This window comes from Corynebacterium sp. AOP40-9SA-29 (assembly GCF_052377405.1).
In the GTDB taxonomy this organism is placed as follows: domain Bacteria; phylum Actinomycetota; class Actinomycetes; order Mycobacteriales; family Mycobacteriaceae; genus Corynebacterium.
In genome coordinates this window covers 1-15,443 of the sequence record NZ_JBQSWR010000013.1, presented here as the reverse complement: position 1 = coordinate 15,443, position 15,443 = coordinate 1, and the positions used below count along the sequence as shown (strand labels likewise).

Genomic DNA, 15,443 nt, shown 5'->3' with positions numbered 1-15,443 from the left:
GCCCAGAGCCTCTCAGCCCAGCGGCACATCCGCTAACACGCCCGCGACCCTGCTCAGCCAGGGGGACGCGGGCTCAGCTGTCACTGTCTCCCCTGCGGCCTCTGTATCTTCCGCAGTAGCCTTCTCCGCGAAGTCCGCCGCCGCCCGGGCCTGGTTCTCGTCCACCGCAGGGGAGGAGCCGAAGGCAACCAGCGGGAACTGCACCTCGCCGACGGTGGCATCGTCGCCGTCACCCTGCTCGCCGAGCAATGACGCCGAGGAGAGCACCGGCAGATTCGCGTCCACGGTGCTCTGAACGTCCGGCGCTGCTCGCAGAGCTTCCAGCGTGGCGTCCGACTCCATATCCAGGGGGACACCCGCGGCCTCCGCGGCGAGTGCCGTGACCATCGACGCCGCACCCGTGGGCAGCATGGCGCGGGCAACGTCGGCGTCGGCACCCTCGGGGACCCGGTGAATCAGCTCGTCCGAGCCCACCACCGGCACCTCGGTCGGCGCGCCGGAGAGACCGGAGATGAAACCGGTGCCGGCGGGGATCCACACCGGGGCGACACCCGGCTGCCCTCCCCGGTAAGCCAGCGTGGCCTCGGCGGTGGAGCGTACCTCCACCGATGCGGTCACACACCGGTCCCGGACCACGGGGTCGGTCTCGTTGTACCCATCGACCAAGCGCTGAGCCACGTCCTCGGCCGCCGGGTCAGCCCACACAGTGAGTTCCTGCTCGCCGTCGATGCAGGTGGCTTCAGTTTTCTCGGTAGCCTGCCGGGAGGCCAATACGAACCATCCCACGACCAGCGCGACGACCAAGATCACCGCCACCAGGGCGAACCACACCCACCCGGCCACTCGGACCGGGCTCTGCGCTGCGCTGTGTCGTGCCATGGTCAGTCTCCGTTTCCTCGGGGTGCCTGCTGTGTGGAGCGGAAGAAGTCGTCGATGAGATCCACCAGCGCCCGGCGCAGCACCTGCCCGCGCTCGGCGAAGTCACGCTGGCGGCGCACGTACTCCGCCCGTCCGTCCGGTGTCTCCACCGCGACCGGGGTGAAACCCCAGGCGGACAGGTCGTAGGGGCTGGCCTCCATGTCGGTGCGGCGTACGTCGCAGGCCAGGCGGAAGGTGTCCAACCACAGTTCCCCGGGGACGAGCGGGCCGAGTTTCGTGGCCCACTTGTAGAGATCCATCGTGGCGTGCAGGCATCCCGGCTGCTCCATGTCGGCCTGCGTCTCACGGGTGGGGTGCAGCGTATTGCGAGGCACGGCATCCTCGGTGAAGAAGCGGAAGGCGTCGATGTGGGTGCACCGCAAGGTATTGGCCTCCACGACCTCGTCGGTGGCCTCGCGCCCGAGCCGAAGTGGTTCGGGGTGACGCGGGGCGTCCCGGTAGACCATCGCCCATTCGTGCATGCCGAAGCAGCTGAACCGCGCAGGACGCCCCAGCGTGGATGCCAGCAGGCGGCGCATGTAGGTGAAGCTGGTGCCGCGCTTGGCCATCAGGGCGTCGGCGTCCAGCTCCCACAGTTCCGTCCCGTCCGGCGCGGTCGTCTCCCGCAGCGTCCCGGCGGTACCGGGACGCTCGTCGCCGTCGGTGACCAGGGACACGCCAAAGCCCGGGTTCCAGCGGCCGAGCTTGCCTGGTGTGACTGGATAGTATGAAAACATAAAATCCCACACCGGGTGACGCTCACCGCGGGAGCGGCGGTCCCGACGTCCGGCGGCGAGCTCGTCGACGGTTGCGCGGTGTTTCGCCTGTTCAGAGCGCCACTTATCGGGCTCCATCACCGTTGTACGTCCTTGCATGGGGACTACCGTACTCCCCATCGATCAGCTCACCGACCTTAGTTCGCCCCGGCCATCCCTCAACGATCCCGCAAGGGCATGAACCGAGCGCTGTGCGGCTGTGAGATGTCCTGGGAGGAAGTGGTTGTAGATCCGGTCCGTCGTGGAGAGCTGGTCGTGCCCCAGGAGCGCGGCGACGGTCTGGAGCGACTCTCCAGCGGCCAGTAGCGAGGTCGCGTAGAAGTGCCGCATCCCGTGCATGGAGATCTGCTCGCTAACGCCGGCGATCTTGCGCACCTTCGCCACTGCCGACGAGACCATTGGCGAGGACACTCCGCGTCCGGTCGCCCCGGCGACGATCCGGTCATCGTCGCCCCGGATCCACCGTTTCAGGTCGCGCATGAGGGCAGGGGACACCGGCACGTATCGGTCGGAGGACTCCGTCTTCAGCGGGCCGTCCTCGCCTACCCTGTTCGGGCACTGGCGCTGCACGTGTAGGGTTCCGTTCTCGATGTCGAGATCGCTGCCGTTGAGCCCGGCGATCTCGCCAACGCGCAGGCCCGTCTCCGAGGCGATGATGATGCACTGCGCCAGCCATTCGGACGGAGGCAGGTAGTGCATCTTGTCGGTCGTTCCGGCGACTCGCCCGCCTTTGCGCGCAGTGTCGATCAGGGAGTTGATCTCATCGACGCTCGGCACCTGGCGCTCCGTGACGGGTCGCAACTTGGCCGGCAGGCTCTTCTTCACTGCGGTGGCATGATTCTTCGGCAGGATCTCGTCATCGACGGCGATCTGCAGCAGGGTCTGCAACTGTCCCAGCCGCACCCGGATCGTCGAATCGGCCAGCGGCTTCCCGTTGTACCACGGGCGGCCATCCTGCAGCGTCTTTACCCACGCTACGACATGCGACTTCCGGACGGCCCCCGACGGCATATTTTCCAGTTTCCCGAGGTTATTGAGGAGATGACGGCGATTGTCCCTCGTGCCCGCATGGGTGGTCATGTCCACCCACTCCTGCGCGAGGGTCCCTACGAGCACCTCCTGCTTCTTCGGGTCCACATAAGTGCCGGACGACACCTGCTCTTTCATCTTGTTCTCGTAGCGCTTGGCAGCAGCCTCTGTGGTGAACGTTTCGGACTGCTCGGCGCGGGTCTCGTCGCGCCACCGCGCTACCCACTGGATCTTCTTGCCTTTGGGCGCTGGCCCCTTCGGCGGTCGTCGCTGCACCATGTCGGTACACTCCTCTGTGTGTCTGCTGCTTCGTGGACATCTGGCCCCCGCTGCCCTTACCCGGCAGCGGGGGCCGCTTTTCTATTGTGCGGCGTTGATCGCGTTCGCCAGGGTGGTCGCCGACGAGGACTCCTTCGACGGCCCGGAGCCGATCGCCACCCGCCCGTCCGTGGACTCAACGGTGATGAACAGTTCGCCGGTGGACTTCTTCGCCGCCGCGCCGATCAACGCACCGACAGGCCCGGCGAGGATCGCACCGCCGACAACCCTGCCCGCGCCGACCTTCGACTGCGCGGCCGCTCCCGCATCGACGGTGGCCTTCGCGTCTCGCGCCGGGATGGCCTGCCCTGCGGCGTACACGACCCCGTCGACGAGGATCAGCCCGCCGAACGCGACCGCGCCGGGGATGCGCTTCTGCGCGGCGAGGGTCTTCTCCCTCGTCTTGCCGAGTGGCTGCGGCACGGAGAACGGGCGCTGCTGCCGGCCGTGTGTCGCCGCGAGGAGTGTGTTGATGTCCTGCTCGGCTTCAACGGCCCGCTTCTTGCGTGACAGCGGCAGAATCCACCGATCGGCACCGTCGCCCGGGAGCGGGGTGTTGGCGTGGTTGATGAGGTGGACGGTTAGGTTCCCGCCCTTCTGCTCGACCCGGTCGATCCACTCGCCGGGGATGGTGATCGGGCTGGCCTGGTCCCACGCGTCTTTGATGAGGGTGCGGTTGTGGATCGTGACGGTGCCGGCCTGGTGGTCGGTGTCGATGATGGTGGTGAGGGACTTGTGGGTGGTCATCGTGGTGTCTCTCTTGGGGTAGTCGGTTGAGGTGGGGGTCTCTGCCGTCTCAGTTCGGCAGGAGTTCGTAGTGTGCTCGTACGGGTAGGGGTTCCCGACTCTTGCGCCAAACCTCGACGACGTGTCGTGTCACGCCGATCTCGGCAGCGATGAGCTGGGGGTGGGGGCCGTAGGCGTTTTCGGCGTTGGCGTACTCCTCGGGGCTGACGATCCACTCCGCAGCGGTGCGCCACGCCCGGTCCTCTGCAGCCTGGCTGGCGCCGCAGGGGTCTCCGTGGGCCATGTGCGCCAACTCGTGGGCGAGGGTGGACAGTGTCTCAGCGTCGCTCATGCCGTGCCGGATGGTGATCGTATCTGGTGGAATCCACGCGCCCTTGGGCCCTTGGCGGTGCCAATCGACATGAATGTCGTAGACCCGGGCGACGTCGATCAGTGCGTCAATCGATGGGGTCAGATCCCTCGTCCTCCCTTGCCTGCTGCTCGTCGATGGTGTCGTCCGCGGCGAAGTCGAGGTAGGCGAAGTCGCGCACGGTTCCATCATGCTCACGGTCCGGACGTGGGTGCCCCTGATCGTTCGAATGTGCTCGTGCGGCACGTCGGTCAGTCAGTTCGTCCCGCCGGTCGGCGAGAGCCTTGGCTGCTGCACCCATCTCGATCTTGTCCGACAGGGGCAGGTTGTCCTCCGCCAACTGGCGGATCAACTCCTCCAGGCTGGCGGTGGCCAACTTCGTGCCGTCGCTGTCGACGAACGAGAACGCTTCCTCGTGGCTGATGTGCCCGAGTTCGACCAGTGCTTCGACGGGGTTGATGTCGAAGTGCCTGCAGACGGTGATCGTGTCACCGGCGTCCAGCCCGTCGCCGAGCCGGGTGTTGGCGGTGTTGCGCGAGACACCGAGCGCGTCGGCAATGTCGGTCGCGGTGGCACGGCGTCCGATGCGGGACGAGAACCAGGACTTGATCTCTGCTGGGGTGGTCATGAACATCATCGTAGTGCACAACTTTCTTGTCAGCAAGTGTGGCGTGACCTGCGGATAGATCAATAAGCATGTCTAGACCAGACCTACAGACTTGTCATTTGTCCCGAACTGACCTATTCTGTTGTCAGTCACCAAGACAGAGAGGACAGACAGACAATGTTTCTTATCAGTCTTGACGAACTGGAGCGAGTGAAGCGCGCCAATCAACTGCGATCCGCGGTCGACCTGGCGGCGAAGACCGGGCTCTCCCGGAACACGTGGAACAAGGCGATCAAGACCCAGCGCCCCACCCCGCAGGTGCTCGATGCTCTCGCCGACCTGGGCGCTCGCCCCGATCGCGTGCTCGTCAAGCTCACCGACGCCGACCTCACGGTCGCCGCGTAGCGCCACCCCACACATACACAAAAGCCCCCCGCCGAAGCGGGGGACCACACACCAAGGAGTCTACACCATGCTTCCCCCCGTCGCAGATTACGACTACGGCCGCGCAGTCGGCTACCGCACCGCCGCCACCGAAGCCCGCCGCCGCGCCCGCGAGCTCAAGGCATCCGGGGCCGTCACCGCCTGGCTGGAGATGGAGAACTTCGCCAAGCACCTGCAGAAGGCCTGCAGCAACGCCGAGCAAGAGGCCGAAGGGGTGCCGGCATGAGCAACCTCGCCCCGTTCAACTTCAACGGACACCGCGTTCGGGTCATCACCGCCGGCGACGGCGAACCCCGCTGGATCGCCGCCGACATCGCCAAGGTTCTCGGCCTGGGACGCACCCACGACATGGTCCGAACCCTCGACGAGGACGAGAGGGGTACGGATACTATCCGCACCCCCTCGGGAACCCAGTCGGTGTCCACGATCAACGAGTCCGGTCTCTACAGCTGCATACTGCGCAGCCGCAAGGACGAAGCCCGCGCCTTCAAGAAGTGGGTCACCAGCGAGGTCCTGCCGACCATCCGCCGCACCGGCGGGTACGGCGACCCCGCCCCGGCCCCGACGACGGCAGCAGCGCTGCCCGACCGCCGTGCCCTGGCGCAGATGGTCCTCGAAGCGGAAGACCGGGCCGACAAGGCCACCGCCGAGCTCGAAGCCGCCGCCCCCGCGCTCGAGTACCACGACCGCTTCATTGCCGACGCCCAGGACGTCATCACCGTCGAGGACTGGGGCCGGCAGTGGGGCATGACCCGCGGGGAAGCGTTCACCGTCCTCGTCGAGCGCTCCATCGTCTTCCGCAAGTCCGTGACCCGCGAGTTCTCCGCAAAGAAGTCCGAGGTCATCGACCGCAACGAGTACCGCGCCTACTCGTCGCACCGCAACCTGTTCGAGCTGCGACCGCAGCACCGAGCACCGCGATACCACAACGGCCAGGTCCGCCAGACGCTGTACGTCCGCGCATCGTGCTCGTTCCTGCTCGCCAACGCCGCCTGCCTGCCTGGCACACCTGGCGGCGACCACGCATGACCCCTAAGCCCCTGTCCGTGGGGAAGCGGGCAGGGGCACACCCGGAGACGCAGTGTCCCGCAGGCTCACACACCTGCGGGGAGGGTGCGAACCCCTCACCGGGTACCAGGACCACAGTGTCCTCGCTGATTGAGAACTTCATAGTGCAAGTAAGACCCACCTTTCGCCCTACTGCCGGACCAGGTCCGGTACCGGTTCATGACCGGGGTAGGGCACTGGGGATGGGGTGTGCAAACGGGGGACGCAATCCACCCCGCGAAAGCATCGTGCGAAGTGCACCGGCGCTCACTCGCCGGCCCATGACCGGGCCCACTTTCGCCTGATGAGGAGATAGCTGCACCCCACCCCCTTTCACAAACCGGCACCGCCGACGCTGTCTGCCAGGACAATGTGCGCGTCGGCGGTGCCTCCGACCCAGCCCCCACGAAAAGGAGCAGGCCATGAGCACACCCTACAGTCCACCACTGATGATCACCGTCGACGAGGCCGCCGGCCTGATGTCGATGACCACCAAAGCCCTCTACGGCCAGATCTACCGAGGCACCTCCGGCCTCGTCACCCACCACAGCGGCAAAGTCATCCGCGTATCCCTCAAATCCCTACTCGCCGCCGCCGGCATGACCCTCACCGAGTACATCGCCCGGCGCGATGATGTGCCTGCCGTGGATCGTCCGAAGATTCGGGGTGCGGCATGACGCGTAACTTCACTGATTCCGAGAAGGTCATGCGGGCCCTCGTCAATCATCCTGCGCCGGGTCGTCACCGTCAGCCCGACCGCGCCGGGTGGATTGGTAGCGCTAGTGAGGGCGGTTTCGCCGTCATCATCGCCCTGGTCATCGGCTTCATCATCGCCACGGCGGTCACCGTCCAGGCGTGGCGTACCTGGGGATGGGTCGGGCTCACCGGCTCGGCCGCGATCATCATCCTGCTCGCCCTCGCCATCTGGGACCGCCGATGACCGCCGACGCCACAGCGCCCCGCATCCGGATCAGTCGCGCCGGGCACAACGAGTGGGAGGTGTGCAGCGCCTGGGGTGCGACCGTCTGGGACACCTGGCCCGAAGCCATCGCCGAAGCCCGCCGTCTAGCGGGCACCGTGCGTACCGCGATGGCGCGCCGGGCTCAGGACAGCGACCGCGCCGATGGGACGTGCGCTTACAGGGGGTGCCACAAGGACGCGCACTACGTGTACCCCGGTCGCGGCTTCTTGTTCTGCCCCAAGCACGGGTTGACCGCGCTGCAGGTCCTCGAGAACCCCACCATCACGCCCCGGCCCTGGCCGAACTACGTAGGAGCCAAGTAATGACCGACTATTCCGCCCACATCCCGCCGTCGATCGGCGGGAAGCAAGACCTCGTCCACGCCGCGCACGGCCGGCCCGTCACCTTCGCATCGACGCGCAACAGCCTGAAGAAGCGAGGGTTGATCGGGGAGGACGGCCTACCAACCGAGCTGGGCTACCACGTCGCCCACCTCATCGAGGTCGACTGGGCCGCCAACCGGGAGCGCCTCGGGTGAACCCCACGCCCGACAGCCTCGCCGCACGCTCCGCCGAGGAGTACCGCGAGTACCTCACCGCCATAGCCGACGGCATCACCGCCGTCACCGACCCGGCGCGCCGTCAGCCGCGTGCCAGTGACCTTACGAGCCTGTTCTCTGCTGCTGGACTGATTCGTTGGTCCGGCGCACCGAAGAACTCCGGCTGGGCGGCTACCGCCTCTGGCCGTCAGATCGTCAACCGCTGCAGGAGAAGAGCATGACCCTCGCCAAGATCCTCACCAACCCCCAGGAGGCATAGACCACATGGCCCAGGGAGATACACCCATCACCCTCGTCGGCAACCTCGTCGCCGACCCCGAACTCCGATACACCCCCGCCGGCAACGCGGTCTGCAACTTCCGCGTCGCCTCCACACCCCGGCGCTACGACTCCCAGTCCAACCAGTGGGTCGACGGAGAAGCCCTGTTCCTGCAGTGCAACGTGTGGCGCGCCGCCGCCGAGAACGTGGCGAACTCGCTGACCAAGGGAGAGCGCGTCATCGTCACCGGGCGGCTGCGCCAGCGGTCCTTCGAAACCCGCGAAGGCGAGAAGCGCACCGTCTTCGAGGTCGAAGCCGACGAGGTTGGCCCCTCGCTCAAGTACGCCACCTGCCTCACCGAAAAGAACCCCCGAAATAACAACTACGCAGGTCAAGGCCAGGGCAGTAACTACGGCGCAAACAACTACAACAACTCTGGAAACAGCAACAACGCGCCGGGAAGTGGCCAGCAGCCCAACCGGCAGGCAGGCGCGCCGGGTGGTCAGGTTGTGCAGGGCTCGTTCGGCGCGCATGCGGTCCCGGACGACGACCCGTGGCAGTCCGCGCCACCGGCGGGGAACTTCGACGGCGAAGAACCGCCCTTCTGAGATGGCCAGGGTTATCCCGCGGCCCGTGCACGACGGACGCCGTCACCCTCACCAGCACGAACGGTCCTACGGGCCTAGGGAGGTGGCCTCCTGGTTCGCCTGCCCGACCTGCCAGCGTGGCCGGCCCCTGGTCCTGACCGCCACCAGCGCTGTCGCTATCTCGACCATCCTCATCACCATCATGAAAGGAGAAGTCACACCATGAGCATGAGCACCCTGGTCTGGGCGATCCACCAAGCTGACGTCCAGGACCCCGTCGAGTTCGGTGTCCTCTGCATACTCGCCGACTCCACGCCCTGCGGCCGCCCCGATAGACAGCTTGCGGATCGCCTGCGAGACCGAGCAGCGAACCGGCTCAATCGCGGGGGCAGCGACATCGACGAGGCGATCGACAGGCTCTACGCCCGCGGCTTCATCATCCCCACGCCACCTGCCGCAGTCCCCACCACCCCAACTCGGCAGCGACGGAAGACCATGTCGGCGACCACTATGGTCTCCGTTTTCGCCGCCGATGGCTACCAATGCGTCGCCTGTGGGTCGGGCATGGCACTGAGCGTGGACCACATCGTCCCGGTCAGCAAGGGCGGCACAGACGAGCGCTGGAACCTCCAGACTCTCTGCGGCTCCTGCAACTCAAGAAAGGGGAACCGTTCCAATGGCACCGCCCCGACCCCATAGCGCGCGCAACACCGACGTCGTCGACAACTCCCGCATGTTCGCCGCCGTGCCCTACGACGTTCTCAAAGGGCTCCAGCACGCCACCGCTATCGCCCTGTACGCAGTGATCAAGATGTACGCCGGAGCCGACGGCAACTCCCACCCGTCGAGGATGACCCTCGCAGAGTGTCTCGGCTACAAGACACGCAAACCAGTCGATGCCGCCCTCGCTGAGCTAGAGCGCGTGGGCCTGGTCCGCGTCTTCCCCCGGTTCAAAGACGAGGACGGGAACATCGGCTACGGCAAAGACGAGCGATTCAAAGAGCAGACCTCCAACGGGTACCTGATCTACGACCAGATCCGCCCCGCAGAACCTGCCCCCCAGACCGCCGAGCAAGGCGACCCCCCTGTACCCCACAGGGTACAACCCCCCCAAGAAAAAGATAGGGGGTTATCCCCTACAGGGGACGGGGGTTATCCCCTACAGGGGACGGGGGTTATCCCCTGTGGGGTACACGAAGGAGATTCATTGAAGGAGATACAAGGAAGGAGAGGGGAAGGGGGTCACGAAACTTCGTCTTCGCCCCCGTCCGGGCCGGCATCGCCGACGGACGCTCCGCCCCCCTCTGCCTCCATCCTCGAGGAATGGATCGCCGAGCCGCGCCGGGCCCGCTGCGCGGCCCACGCCGGTGTCGTCGCTCCACCGCCCTGCCGCGGCTGCGGGACGGCCCGCCGGGCCGCTGAAATCGCCCAAGTGAACCGCAGGGCTACCCAGGACCAAAAAACGGCGCAGAGGCGCGCAGAGATCGATCGGTGCACCGAATGCGACCACAACGGGCTCACTTCCGCCGGCCCCGGAAAACTCCGGCGCTGCGATCACAGGCGGGGGACCGCATGACCACGTTCTTCGTCAACGGCACCCCCGCACCCCAGGGCAGCAAGAACGCGTACCGCCGAGGCGGCCGCACCGTCCTCGTCGAATCCTCGAAAAAGGTCAAGCCCTGGCGAGCCGCCGTCGCCCAGGTCGCCGCCCTGATGTGCCCGCCCACCCCGATCGACGGCCCGGTCTTCGTCGCAATCACCTTCGTCCTGCCCCGACCCAAGTCCCTGCCGAAGCGCATCATCCACATGGTCAAGAAGCCCGACCTCGACAAACTCGTCCGCTCCACGCTCGACGCGCTGTCCGGCATCGCCTACGTCGACGACAACCGCGTCACCTCCATCTACGCCACCAAGCGTTACGCCATCAACGGCTCACCTCCCGGCGCACAAATCACCATCGAAGGAGACACCATCCCCATGACTGACCCCGAGACCAATCCTGAGACCACCCCGGCGCTGGTGCTCACCGCCACCCGCAAGACCGACACCTTCGCCGCCATCGTCGGCGGGGCCGAGTTCAACATCTGCGTCCAGACCGAGGACGGCATGTCGGACCTCGAAGGCCTGTACATCATCGCCCAGGCGCTAGGCATCGCCGCCGACAAAGTCCTCGCCACAAGCGAGCGCCCGTCCGCCGAGAAACTCCTCAAGATCATGAACCTCCCCGCCGACACGCTCGCCATGGCCACCGCCACTCACGCCACCCGCACCGCCAACGACCCGGAGGCCGACCAGTGAACCCACACCTGTCCAAGCGACTCCACGCCCCGGTGGTCATCGACAACGACGGCGTCCACGTCGACGGCACATCGTTGCTCGTCGAGGAGGGCAGCGTCAACGTCGAGGACTACCTCGACCAGGGCCTGCAGAAGGTGACCGTCACCATGCTCACCGACAACCTCATCATCTCCGACGACATGAAGCACGGAGCGCGGGTCAACTACGAGGTCGTCGAGAGGAGGTGGGAACCGTGAGCGACCTGCCACCGTGCATCCACGGCCACCCCATCACCGAGCGCATCCGCCGCCCCAGCGGCGAACTCGACTGCCGCGCCTGCCGCCGAGAGCGCACCCTCGCCCGCTACCAAAGGCTCCACCCCGAGGGGGAACGCAACCCGCGCGTGCCCGTGCCGCAGGACATCCGCGACATCCTCGCCCGCCGCCTGATCTACACCGACCTCGCCGCCCTGTCCGAGCGCACCGGCATCAAGGGCGACCGCCTGGTCGCCATCGCCGACGGCACCTCCGCCACCGTGCGCACCACCACCCTAGACCGCCTCGTCGTCACCACCGGCCTGATGGGCCTCGTCGACGTCTTCACCGGGGAACTCGTCGCATGACCGCCCGCATGAAGCCAGGCAATACGGCCACACGCCCGGCATACGACGCCTCCGACCCTGACCTGTTCCCGCTGCTGTACACCCCGGCCGAGTGGGAGGAGATCCAGAACATTCGCAACGACCTCCTCGAGCTCCGCGACGCCTGCACCAGCCCGAGAGACAAAACGTACTGGGACCGCGACATCGCCCGCCTCGACAAAAACGTCGAGGACTGCCGGCCCCTGCGCTTCATAGACTCCCAGGTCCTCGTGTGGACCCGGTCGCGGGGCGTGTACCTCACCAGGAGATACCCACTGCCATGAGCCGATTCCGACCCCAACCCGTCCGCCGCCTGCCGTGGCGTATCCGCGTCGCCCGCTGGCTCGTCGGCTGGCACATCCCCCGAAAGGAAAGATCATGACCACTTTCGCCCCCACCATCACCAACTACCCCGACCTCGAGTTTCCGGTAAGCGTCAAGATCCCTGGAAGCGAGTCCTCCTACGGGTTCAAGGACCAGGACCAGGCAGACAGCCGCATCAGCCGGCTCTCACCCGCCGCCCCGCACACGACCCGCATCACCACCGACACCGACCAGCTCCGGCGAATCCTCGCACCCATCACGCAGATCGCCCACCGGACGCCAGACCTCCCGGTCCTCAACACCGTCCGCATCCAGTCCCTCGACAGCGGGGTGACCCGCCTATCCGCCACCGACCGGTACATCATCATGCGCGGCGAACTCCGAGCAGAGTGCCTCGGCGAGCCGGTGAACCTCACCATCCGAGCAGGGGAGGCACAGATCATCCTCGACCTCCTCGGCCCGGAACCGGGCCCGGTCGAGCACTGCGAAGCCTGCACCGAGACCGCGGACATCGACTCCTGCTGGCGTGATCACGGGGAGCCGGAACCCGTCATCCTCGACATCGGCCCCGGAACCCTGCAAGTCACCACCAGCCACCGCTACAAGACCACCATCACCATCGACACCAGCGACGTCGCCGCGCACTGGGACAAGGTCGACCCCATGGTCGACGAGCTCACCCGCCCCGACGAACTCAACGTCATCGGACACGCCGCCAACCCCGCCCTCGTACCGACGTGCGAGGAGATCATGCTGGCACCTCGCGCCAGCCAGAGCGGAGACCTCCGGTGGGCGATCGTGTCCCGCCGCCGTGACCGGCACCTCTTCGACGGCATGCTCATGCCCCTCACCGAGGAGGCCGACCAGTGACCGCCACCGGACCACGCATCCCCCGCGACGTAGCCCAGGCTCGCGGACGCGCAATCCTCGACGCCGTCGCCGAACTCAAACGCACCCACGAAGCCTGGGCCGAACCGGACGCGCCGGACGTGCCGCCTGCGGACACCGTCCCCGCTGAAGACCCCGCGCCAGACACCCCGGACGAGCAGCCGGCCCCGACACCCGAACCACCAGCCCCAGCCCCGACTGCCGACGAGGACGAGGACGAAGCTCTCGCCCTCAAGCGCCTCGCCCGCATGGAACGCCGCCGAGCACGAGCGGCGACGGCACCATGACCCGATCCCACGACCTGCCCCCGCGATGGGACGGACTACCAGTCGAGTGGGACGAATGGTGGACCCTCCCGGACCAACAACCCACCATGTGCCGCATCCATGAAGACGGAGACTCCCAACCAGCCTTCGGCCATGACCTCTGCACCGGCTGCGGCCGCACATCTCGTCACCCGATCCGCCACGGGCGCGCCCGCACCGACATCGGCGGACCTCTCCATCTCGTCGCCGACCGATGCCCCCACTGCGGTCACGACACGGTCAGCGCCATCAGCCGCGGCAAATGGTGCACATGGGACCTCGACATCAACGACTACCTCGAATCTGGATCCTACGAAAGGACACCACGATGACCCACCTCCTCCCGAAGCCGAACCCCTACGCGAGGGACTGGACGATCTTCGCCGCCGCCACCAAGAACCACGAGCTGACGATCCTCCACGACGACGGCCTGTACAGGCACTGCCGCATGGCGCAACCAGGCACCGGCATCTGGTCGTGGAACATCATCACCTGGCCCGGACACCTCGCCATCACCGGCGACATCGGCGACGGCTGGACCTTCTCCCGCCTGGCCGACATGTTCGACTTCTTCGGCCCCTGCACCTACGGCTACTACGACGACCAGTCGCCATTCATCAACGTCGGCTACTGGGCCGAGAAACTCGGGCAAGCCCAACGCACCGCCTGGAAGAAGTACGACGACGAGGAGTTCCTCCGCATCGTCCGCGAGTGCGTCGCCGAGAAGGTCAAGGAAGGCGACCTCACCCCCCTCGAAGCCCGCGAGTTCGTCGAGGACGCCGAGATGAACGCCCTGTCCGAAGACATGGCGATCAGCTGGGGCACCGACCACCCCGCAGCAGTCGGCACCGACTTCTGGGAGACAGACCTCCACCGCCCCGACACCCACTTCATCTACGCGCTCTACGCCATCGTCACCACCATCACCGCCTACCGCGCCACCACCACACCAACCGCCCGGCGCGCCGGGTCCGGTGATGTGCCGGCCAACTTTTTCAGGGATCGGTGATGGATGTGGAGAGACTGCCTGAGCCGTCTGCCCGGCGCGGCCGGGGGACCGCTGATTGGTATTTGCGGGGTCAGGTGGGGACGGTGCGCCGCCTGGGGCCGCGTGGCCCGGTTCAGCTCACTGGCTCGACGGAGTCGGGCGACCCGTTCCGCACGATCATTCCGCTGTCCGAGGCTGCTGCCCTGGGCGCTGCTATCACTGCTGCTGCACAACCGAAGGAGACACCATGACACTCACTGACGTCTACAACCCTGATCCTGATAGGCCCTACGCGCGGTGCAAGGACTGCGGGGAGGTCTTCGCTGATCGTGCCTCGGCGCGGGAGCATCAGGAGGAGTCGATGGGCCCGCTGAGCGGACCCCGCGCGATCAGGACGAGCCACACCATCAGGGTCACGAATCTCACTCGCGCCGAGCGCATCGACTACGCCGTCGATGGTGTCGTTTACGACGCCCTCCGTGAGCACGGGGACATGTGCGGGCGCGAGCTCGAGTTCAACGAGGACACCGACCGGTTCATCTCGCGCGAGATCGCCGACATGATCCGCGGCAACGACATCACCCGCGACGAGGCAGAAGATGCCCTCCGTCGCGCCTCCGCCAACCACATCGCCGACGAGCTCTCCGAGGAGAACACCGATGCCTGAGTCTCACCCCATCACCGCCTACCCGGTCAGAGTTGCCGGCGACACCAACTGGGATGTGTACGGCGTCGCCAATCATCGTGTCGCGGATCCTGACACGCAGGTGGAGATCACCGTCAGCGTGCACGTCTCTGCTCTCACCTACCTCCGCCTTGACCACCCGATCATCCTCACCCAGGAGACCACCAATGCCTAGGTACATCATCAAGCCTCGCCAGGACGAGGACGTCTATGTCGAGTGGTCCACCATCGTCGACGCCCACGTCTCCTGCACCATGACCCGTGCCGAGGCGGTGGCAGCTCACAGTGAGGAGCGCATCGCCCGTGCCGACGAAAGTGGCCACTCGTGGCTCTGGACCCGAGAGCCCTTCTGGGACGGCACCATCATTGTCAGCGAAGTGCAGCCCTGCCCTCGGGGAACCATCCGCACCGCCGACGTCGGACGTTTCGTCGATGCATTCGAGGCCGGGGACTACGAGACCGCCGGGGCGTTCATCACCCCGTTCGAGGACAACGAGGACGAAGACGAGAAAGAGGAGACCCCCAATGCCTGACCAGACCGATCGGACCCCGACCGCCGGAAACGCCCCGTGGGCCAACTCCATCGACCTGCGTGACTGCACCCGCATTGGCATCGTCACCGGCGACGGGGACACCCGGGACGAGTGGGACGCGTTCCCCCACGGCGCACGCATCCTCGTGCAGGACGACGGCCGCACCGTCAAGATCATCCCCGCCCCGCCTGCGACCCTCGCC

General features: G+C 66.6%; 27 protein-coding genes. 21 read left to right on the top strand and 6 right to left on the bottom strand.

Features of this window, described 5'->3' with window-relative positions; genetic code table 11:
* Nucleotides 1-12: 12 nt before the first annotated feature.
* From ACT3SZ_RS15625 to ACT3SZ_RS15600, 6 genes are all read right to left on the bottom strand, one after another.
* Nucleotides 13-879, bottom strand: coding sequence for a hypothetical protein (locus ACT3SZ_RS15625; RefSeq protein ID WP_444620185.1), 867 nt, complete (start codon nt 877-879; stop codon nt 13-15).
* 2 nt (nt 880-881) lie between these two features.
* Nucleotides 882-1,793 carry a 3-methyladenine DNA glycosylase gene (locus ACT3SZ_RS15620; RefSeq protein WP_444620183.1) on the bottom strand — a complete coding sequence of 304 codons (912 nt, stop codon included), beginning with the start codon at nt 1,791-1,793 and terminating at the stop codon, nt 882-884.
* A 24-nt stretch (nt 1,794-1,817) separates the two neighbouring features.
* Nucleotides 1,818-3,002 carry a tyrosine-type recombinase/integrase gene (locus ACT3SZ_RS15615; protein WP_444620181.1) on the bottom strand — a complete coding sequence of 395 codons (1,185 nt, stop codon included), beginning with the start codon at nt 3,000-3,002 and terminating at the stop codon, nt 1,818-1,820.
* An 81-nt stretch (nt 3,003-3,083) separates the two neighbouring features.
* Complete coding sequence (locus ACT3SZ_RS15610; RefSeq protein ID WP_444620179.1) at nt 3,084-3,788, bottom strand: hypothetical protein; 705 nt, start codon at nt 3,786-3,788, stop codon at nt 3,084-3,086.
* A gap of 49 nt (nt 3,789-3,837) precedes the next feature.
* Nucleotides 3,838-4,119 (bottom strand): hypothetical protein, encoded by a 282-nt coding sequence (locus ACT3SZ_RS15605; RefSeq protein ID WP_444620177.1) that lies wholly within the window; start codon nt 4,117-4,119, stop codon nt 3,838-3,840.
* Between the two features lie 106 nt (nt 4,120-4,225).
* On the bottom strand, nt 4,226-4,765 hold the full coding sequence (locus ACT3SZ_RS15600; protein ID WP_444620175.1) for a hypothetical protein: 540 nt from the start codon (nt 4,763-4,765) through the stop codon (nt 4,226-4,228).
* Between the two features lie 156 nt (nt 4,766-4,921).
* Here ACT3SZ_RS15600 and ACT3SZ_RS15595 point away from each other — a divergent pair, with 156 nt between their 5' ends.
* From ACT3SZ_RS15595 to ACT3SZ_RS15495, 21 genes are all read left to right on the top strand, one after another.
* Complete coding sequence (locus ACT3SZ_RS15595) at nt 4,922-5,149, top strand: XRE family transcriptional regulator (protein ID WP_444620173.1); 228 nt, start codon at nt 4,922-4,924, stop codon at nt 5,147-5,149.
* 67 nt (nt 5,150-5,216) lie between these two features.
* Nucleotides 5,217-5,414, top strand: coding sequence for a hypothetical protein (locus tag ACT3SZ_RS15590; RefSeq protein WP_444620171.1), 198 nt, complete (start codon nt 5,217-5,219; stop codon nt 5,412-5,414).
* Complete coding sequence (locus tag ACT3SZ_RS15585) at nt 5,411-6,217, top strand: BRO family protein (protein WP_444620170.1); 807 nt, start codon at nt 5,411-5,413, stop codon at nt 6,215-6,217. Before ACT3SZ_RS15590 ends, ACT3SZ_RS15585 begins: the two co-directional genes overlap by 4 nt.
* Nucleotides 6,218-6,657: 440 nt before the next feature.
* Entirely contained in the window at nt 6,658-6,912 is a 255-nt protein-coding gene (locus tag ACT3SZ_RS15580; RefSeq protein ID WP_444620168.1) for a hypothetical protein, read from the top strand.
* Nucleotides 6,909-7,175, top strand: coding sequence for a hypothetical protein (locus tag ACT3SZ_RS15575; protein ID WP_444620166.1), 267 nt, complete (start codon nt 6,909-6,911; stop codon nt 7,173-7,175). The genes ACT3SZ_RS15580 and ACT3SZ_RS15575 overlap by 4 nt, the downstream gene beginning before the upstream one ends.
* Nucleotides 7,172-7,519: a hypothetical protein gene (locus ACT3SZ_RS15570; RefSeq protein ID WP_444620165.1), complete on the top strand. Its 348-nt coding sequence runs from the start codon at nt 7,172-7,174 to the stop codon at nt 7,517-7,519. Before ACT3SZ_RS15575 ends, ACT3SZ_RS15570 begins: the two co-directional genes overlap by 4 nt.
* Nucleotides 7,519-7,734 (top strand): hypothetical protein, encoded by a 216-nt coding sequence (locus ACT3SZ_RS15565; RefSeq protein ID WP_444620163.1) that lies wholly within the window; start codon nt 7,519-7,521, stop codon nt 7,732-7,734. The genes ACT3SZ_RS15570 and ACT3SZ_RS15565 overlap by 1 nt, the downstream gene beginning before the upstream one ends.
* Nucleotides 7,731-7,976, top strand: a complete 246-nt coding sequence (locus ACT3SZ_RS15560) for a hypothetical protein (RefSeq protein ID WP_444620161.1) — start codon at nt 7,731-7,733, stop codon at nt 7,974-7,976. The genes ACT3SZ_RS15565 and ACT3SZ_RS15560 overlap by 4 nt, the downstream gene beginning before the upstream one ends.
* 43 nt (nt 7,977-8,019) lie before the next feature.
* Nucleotides 8,020-8,622: a single-stranded DNA-binding protein gene (locus ACT3SZ_RS15555; RefSeq protein ID WP_444620159.1), complete on the top strand. Its 603-nt coding sequence runs from the start codon at nt 8,020-8,022 to the stop codon at nt 8,620-8,622.
* A gap of 201 nt (nt 8,623-8,823) precedes the next feature.
* Nucleotides 8,824-9,300, top strand: a complete 477-nt coding sequence (locus ACT3SZ_RS15550; protein ID WP_444620157.1) for an HNH endonuclease — start codon at nt 8,824-8,826, stop codon at nt 9,298-9,300.
* 873 nt (nt 9,301-10,173) lie between these two features.
* Complete coding sequence (locus ACT3SZ_RS15545) at nt 10,174-10,899, top strand: RusA family crossover junction endodeoxyribonuclease (protein WP_444620155.1); 726 nt, start codon at nt 10,174-10,176, stop codon at nt 10,897-10,899.
* A complete protein-coding gene (locus ACT3SZ_RS15540; protein WP_444620153.1) occupies nt 10,896-11,135 on the top strand; it encodes a hypothetical protein in 240 nt (79 codons plus the stop codon). The genes ACT3SZ_RS15545 and ACT3SZ_RS15540 overlap by 4 nt, the downstream gene beginning before the upstream one ends.
* Nucleotides 11,132-11,500: a hypothetical protein gene (locus ACT3SZ_RS15535; RefSeq protein ID WP_444620151.1), complete on the top strand. Its 369-nt coding sequence runs from the start codon at nt 11,132-11,134 to the stop codon at nt 11,498-11,500. The genes ACT3SZ_RS15540 and ACT3SZ_RS15535 overlap by 4 nt, the downstream gene beginning before the upstream one ends.
* Complete coding sequence (locus ACT3SZ_RS15530) at nt 11,497-11,802, top strand: hypothetical protein (RefSeq protein WP_444620149.1); 306 nt, start codon at nt 11,497-11,499, stop codon at nt 11,800-11,802. Before ACT3SZ_RS15535 ends, ACT3SZ_RS15530 begins: the two co-directional genes overlap by 4 nt.
* Nucleotides 11,803-11,896: 94 nt before the next feature.
* Nucleotides 11,897-12,712, top strand: coding sequence for a hypothetical protein (locus ACT3SZ_RS15525; protein ID WP_444620147.1), 816 nt, complete (start codon nt 11,897-11,899; stop codon nt 12,710-12,712).
* Nucleotides 12,709-13,017 (top strand): hypothetical protein, encoded by a 309-nt coding sequence (locus tag ACT3SZ_RS15520; protein ID WP_444620145.1) that lies wholly within the window; start codon nt 12,709-12,711, stop codon nt 13,015-13,017. The genes ACT3SZ_RS15525 and ACT3SZ_RS15520 overlap by 4 nt, the downstream gene beginning before the upstream one ends.
* A gap of 346 nt (nt 13,018-13,363) precedes the next feature.
* Nucleotides 13,364-14,044 (top strand): hypothetical protein, encoded by a 681-nt coding sequence (locus tag ACT3SZ_RS15515; RefSeq protein ID WP_444620143.1) that lies wholly within the window; start codon nt 13,364-13,366, stop codon nt 14,042-14,044.
* Nucleotides 14,045-14,270: 226 nt separating this feature from the next.
* Nucleotides 14,271-14,690 (top strand): hypothetical protein, encoded by a 420-nt coding sequence (locus ACT3SZ_RS15510; protein ID WP_444620141.1) that lies wholly within the window; start codon nt 14,271-14,273, stop codon nt 14,688-14,690.
* Nucleotides 14,683-14,883 carry a hypothetical protein gene (locus ACT3SZ_RS15505; protein ID WP_444620139.1) on the top strand — a complete coding sequence of 67 codons (201 nt, stop codon included), beginning with the start codon at nt 14,683-14,685 and terminating at the stop codon, nt 14,881-14,883. The genes ACT3SZ_RS15510 and ACT3SZ_RS15505 overlap by 8 nt, the downstream gene beginning before the upstream one ends.
* Complete coding sequence (locus ACT3SZ_RS15500) at nt 14,876-15,241, top strand: hypothetical protein (RefSeq protein ID WP_444620137.1); 366 nt, start codon at nt 14,876-14,878, stop codon at nt 15,239-15,241. Before ACT3SZ_RS15505 ends, ACT3SZ_RS15500 begins: the two co-directional genes overlap by 8 nt.
* Nucleotides 15,234-15,443: hypothetical protein (locus ACT3SZ_RS15495; RefSeq protein ID WP_444620135.1), on the top strand; the 210-nt coding region annotated here is incomplete at its 3' end. The genes ACT3SZ_RS15500 and ACT3SZ_RS15495, both read left to right, overlap by 8 nt.

What these genes read in the sequence shown, in the direction of transcription:
- ACT3SZ_RS15625 (WP_444620185.1), bottom strand. Translation starts at nt 879, where the DNA reads ATGGCACGACACAGCGCAGCGCAGAGCCCGGTCCGAGTGGCCGGGTGG.
- ACT3SZ_RS15620 (WP_444620183.1), bottom strand. Translation starts at nt 1,793, where the DNA reads ATGCAAGGACGTACAACGGTGATGGAGCCCGATAAGTGGCGCTCTGAA.
- ACT3SZ_RS15615 (WP_444620181.1), bottom strand. Translation starts at nt 3,002, where the DNA reads ATGGTGCAGCGACGACCGCCGAAGGGGCCAGCGCCCAAAGGCAAGAAG.
- ACT3SZ_RS15610 (WP_444620179.1), bottom strand. Translation starts at nt 3,788, where the DNA reads ATGACCACCCACAAGTCCCTCACCACCATCATCGACACCGACCACCAG.
- ACT3SZ_RS15605 (WP_444620177.1), bottom strand. Translation starts at nt 4,119, where the DNA reads ATGAGCGACGCTGAGACACTGTCCACCCTCGCCCACGAGTTGGCGCAC.
- ACT3SZ_RS15600 (WP_444620175.1), bottom strand. Translation starts at nt 4,765, where the DNA reads ATGACCACCCCAGCAGAGATCAAGTCCTGGTTCTCGTCCCGCATCGGA.
- ACT3SZ_RS15595 (WP_444620173.1), top strand. Translation starts at nt 4,922, where the DNA reads ATGTTTCTTATCAGTCTTGACGAACTGGAGCGAGTGAAGCGCGCCAAT.
- ACT3SZ_RS15590 (WP_444620171.1), top strand. Translation starts at nt 5,217, where the DNA reads ATGCTTCCCCCCGTCGCAGATTACGACTACGGCCGCGCAGTCGGCTAC.
- ACT3SZ_RS15585 (WP_444620170.1), top strand. Translation starts at nt 5,411, where the DNA reads ATGAGCAACCTCGCCCCGTTCAACTTCAACGGACACCGCGTTCGGGTC.
- ACT3SZ_RS15580 (WP_444620168.1), top strand. Translation starts at nt 6,658, where the DNA reads ATGAGCACACCCTACAGTCCACCACTGATGATCACCGTCGACGAGGCC.
- ACT3SZ_RS15575 (WP_444620166.1), top strand. Translation starts at nt 6,909, where the DNA reads ATGACGCGTAACTTCACTGATTCCGAGAAGGTCATGCGGGCCCTCGTC.
- ACT3SZ_RS15570 (WP_444620165.1), top strand. Translation starts at nt 7,172, where the DNA reads ATGACCGCCGACGCCACAGCGCCCCGCATCCGGATCAGTCGCGCCGGG.
- ACT3SZ_RS15565 (WP_444620163.1), top strand. Translation starts at nt 7,519, where the DNA reads ATGACCGACTATTCCGCCCACATCCCGCCGTCGATCGGCGGGAAGCAA.
- ACT3SZ_RS15555 (WP_444620159.1), top strand. Translation starts at nt 8,020, where the DNA reads ATGGCCCAGGGAGATACACCCATCACCCTCGTCGGCAACCTCGTCGCC.
- ACT3SZ_RS15550 (WP_444620157.1), top strand. Translation starts at nt 8,824, where the DNA reads ATGAGCATGAGCACCCTGGTCTGGGCGATCCACCAAGCTGACGTCCAG.
- ACT3SZ_RS15545 (WP_444620155.1), top strand. Translation starts at nt 10,174, where the DNA reads ATGACCACGTTCTTCGTCAACGGCACCCCCGCACCCCAGGGCAGCAAG.
- ACT3SZ_RS15530 (WP_444620149.1), top strand. Translation starts at nt 11,497, where the DNA reads ATGACCGCCCGCATGAAGCCAGGCAATACGGCCACACGCCCGGCATAC.
- ACT3SZ_RS15525 (WP_444620147.1), top strand. Translation starts at nt 11,897, where the DNA reads ATGACCACTTTCGCCCCCACCATCACCAACTACCCCGACCTCGAGTTT.
- ACT3SZ_RS15515 (WP_444620143.1), top strand. Translation starts at nt 13,364, where the DNA reads ATGACCCACCTCCTCCCGAAGCCGAACCCCTACGCGAGGGACTGGACG.
- ACT3SZ_RS15510 (WP_444620141.1), top strand. Translation starts at nt 14,271, where the DNA reads ATGACACTCACTGACGTCTACAACCCTGATCCTGATAGGCCCTACGCG.
- ACT3SZ_RS15505 (WP_444620139.1), top strand. Translation starts at nt 14,683, where the DNA reads ATGCCTGAGTCTCACCCCATCACCGCCTACCCGGTCAGAGTTGCCGGC.
- ACT3SZ_RS15500 (WP_444620137.1), top strand. Translation starts at nt 14,876, where the DNA reads ATGCCTAGGTACATCATCAAGCCTCGCCAGGACGAGGACGTCTATGTC.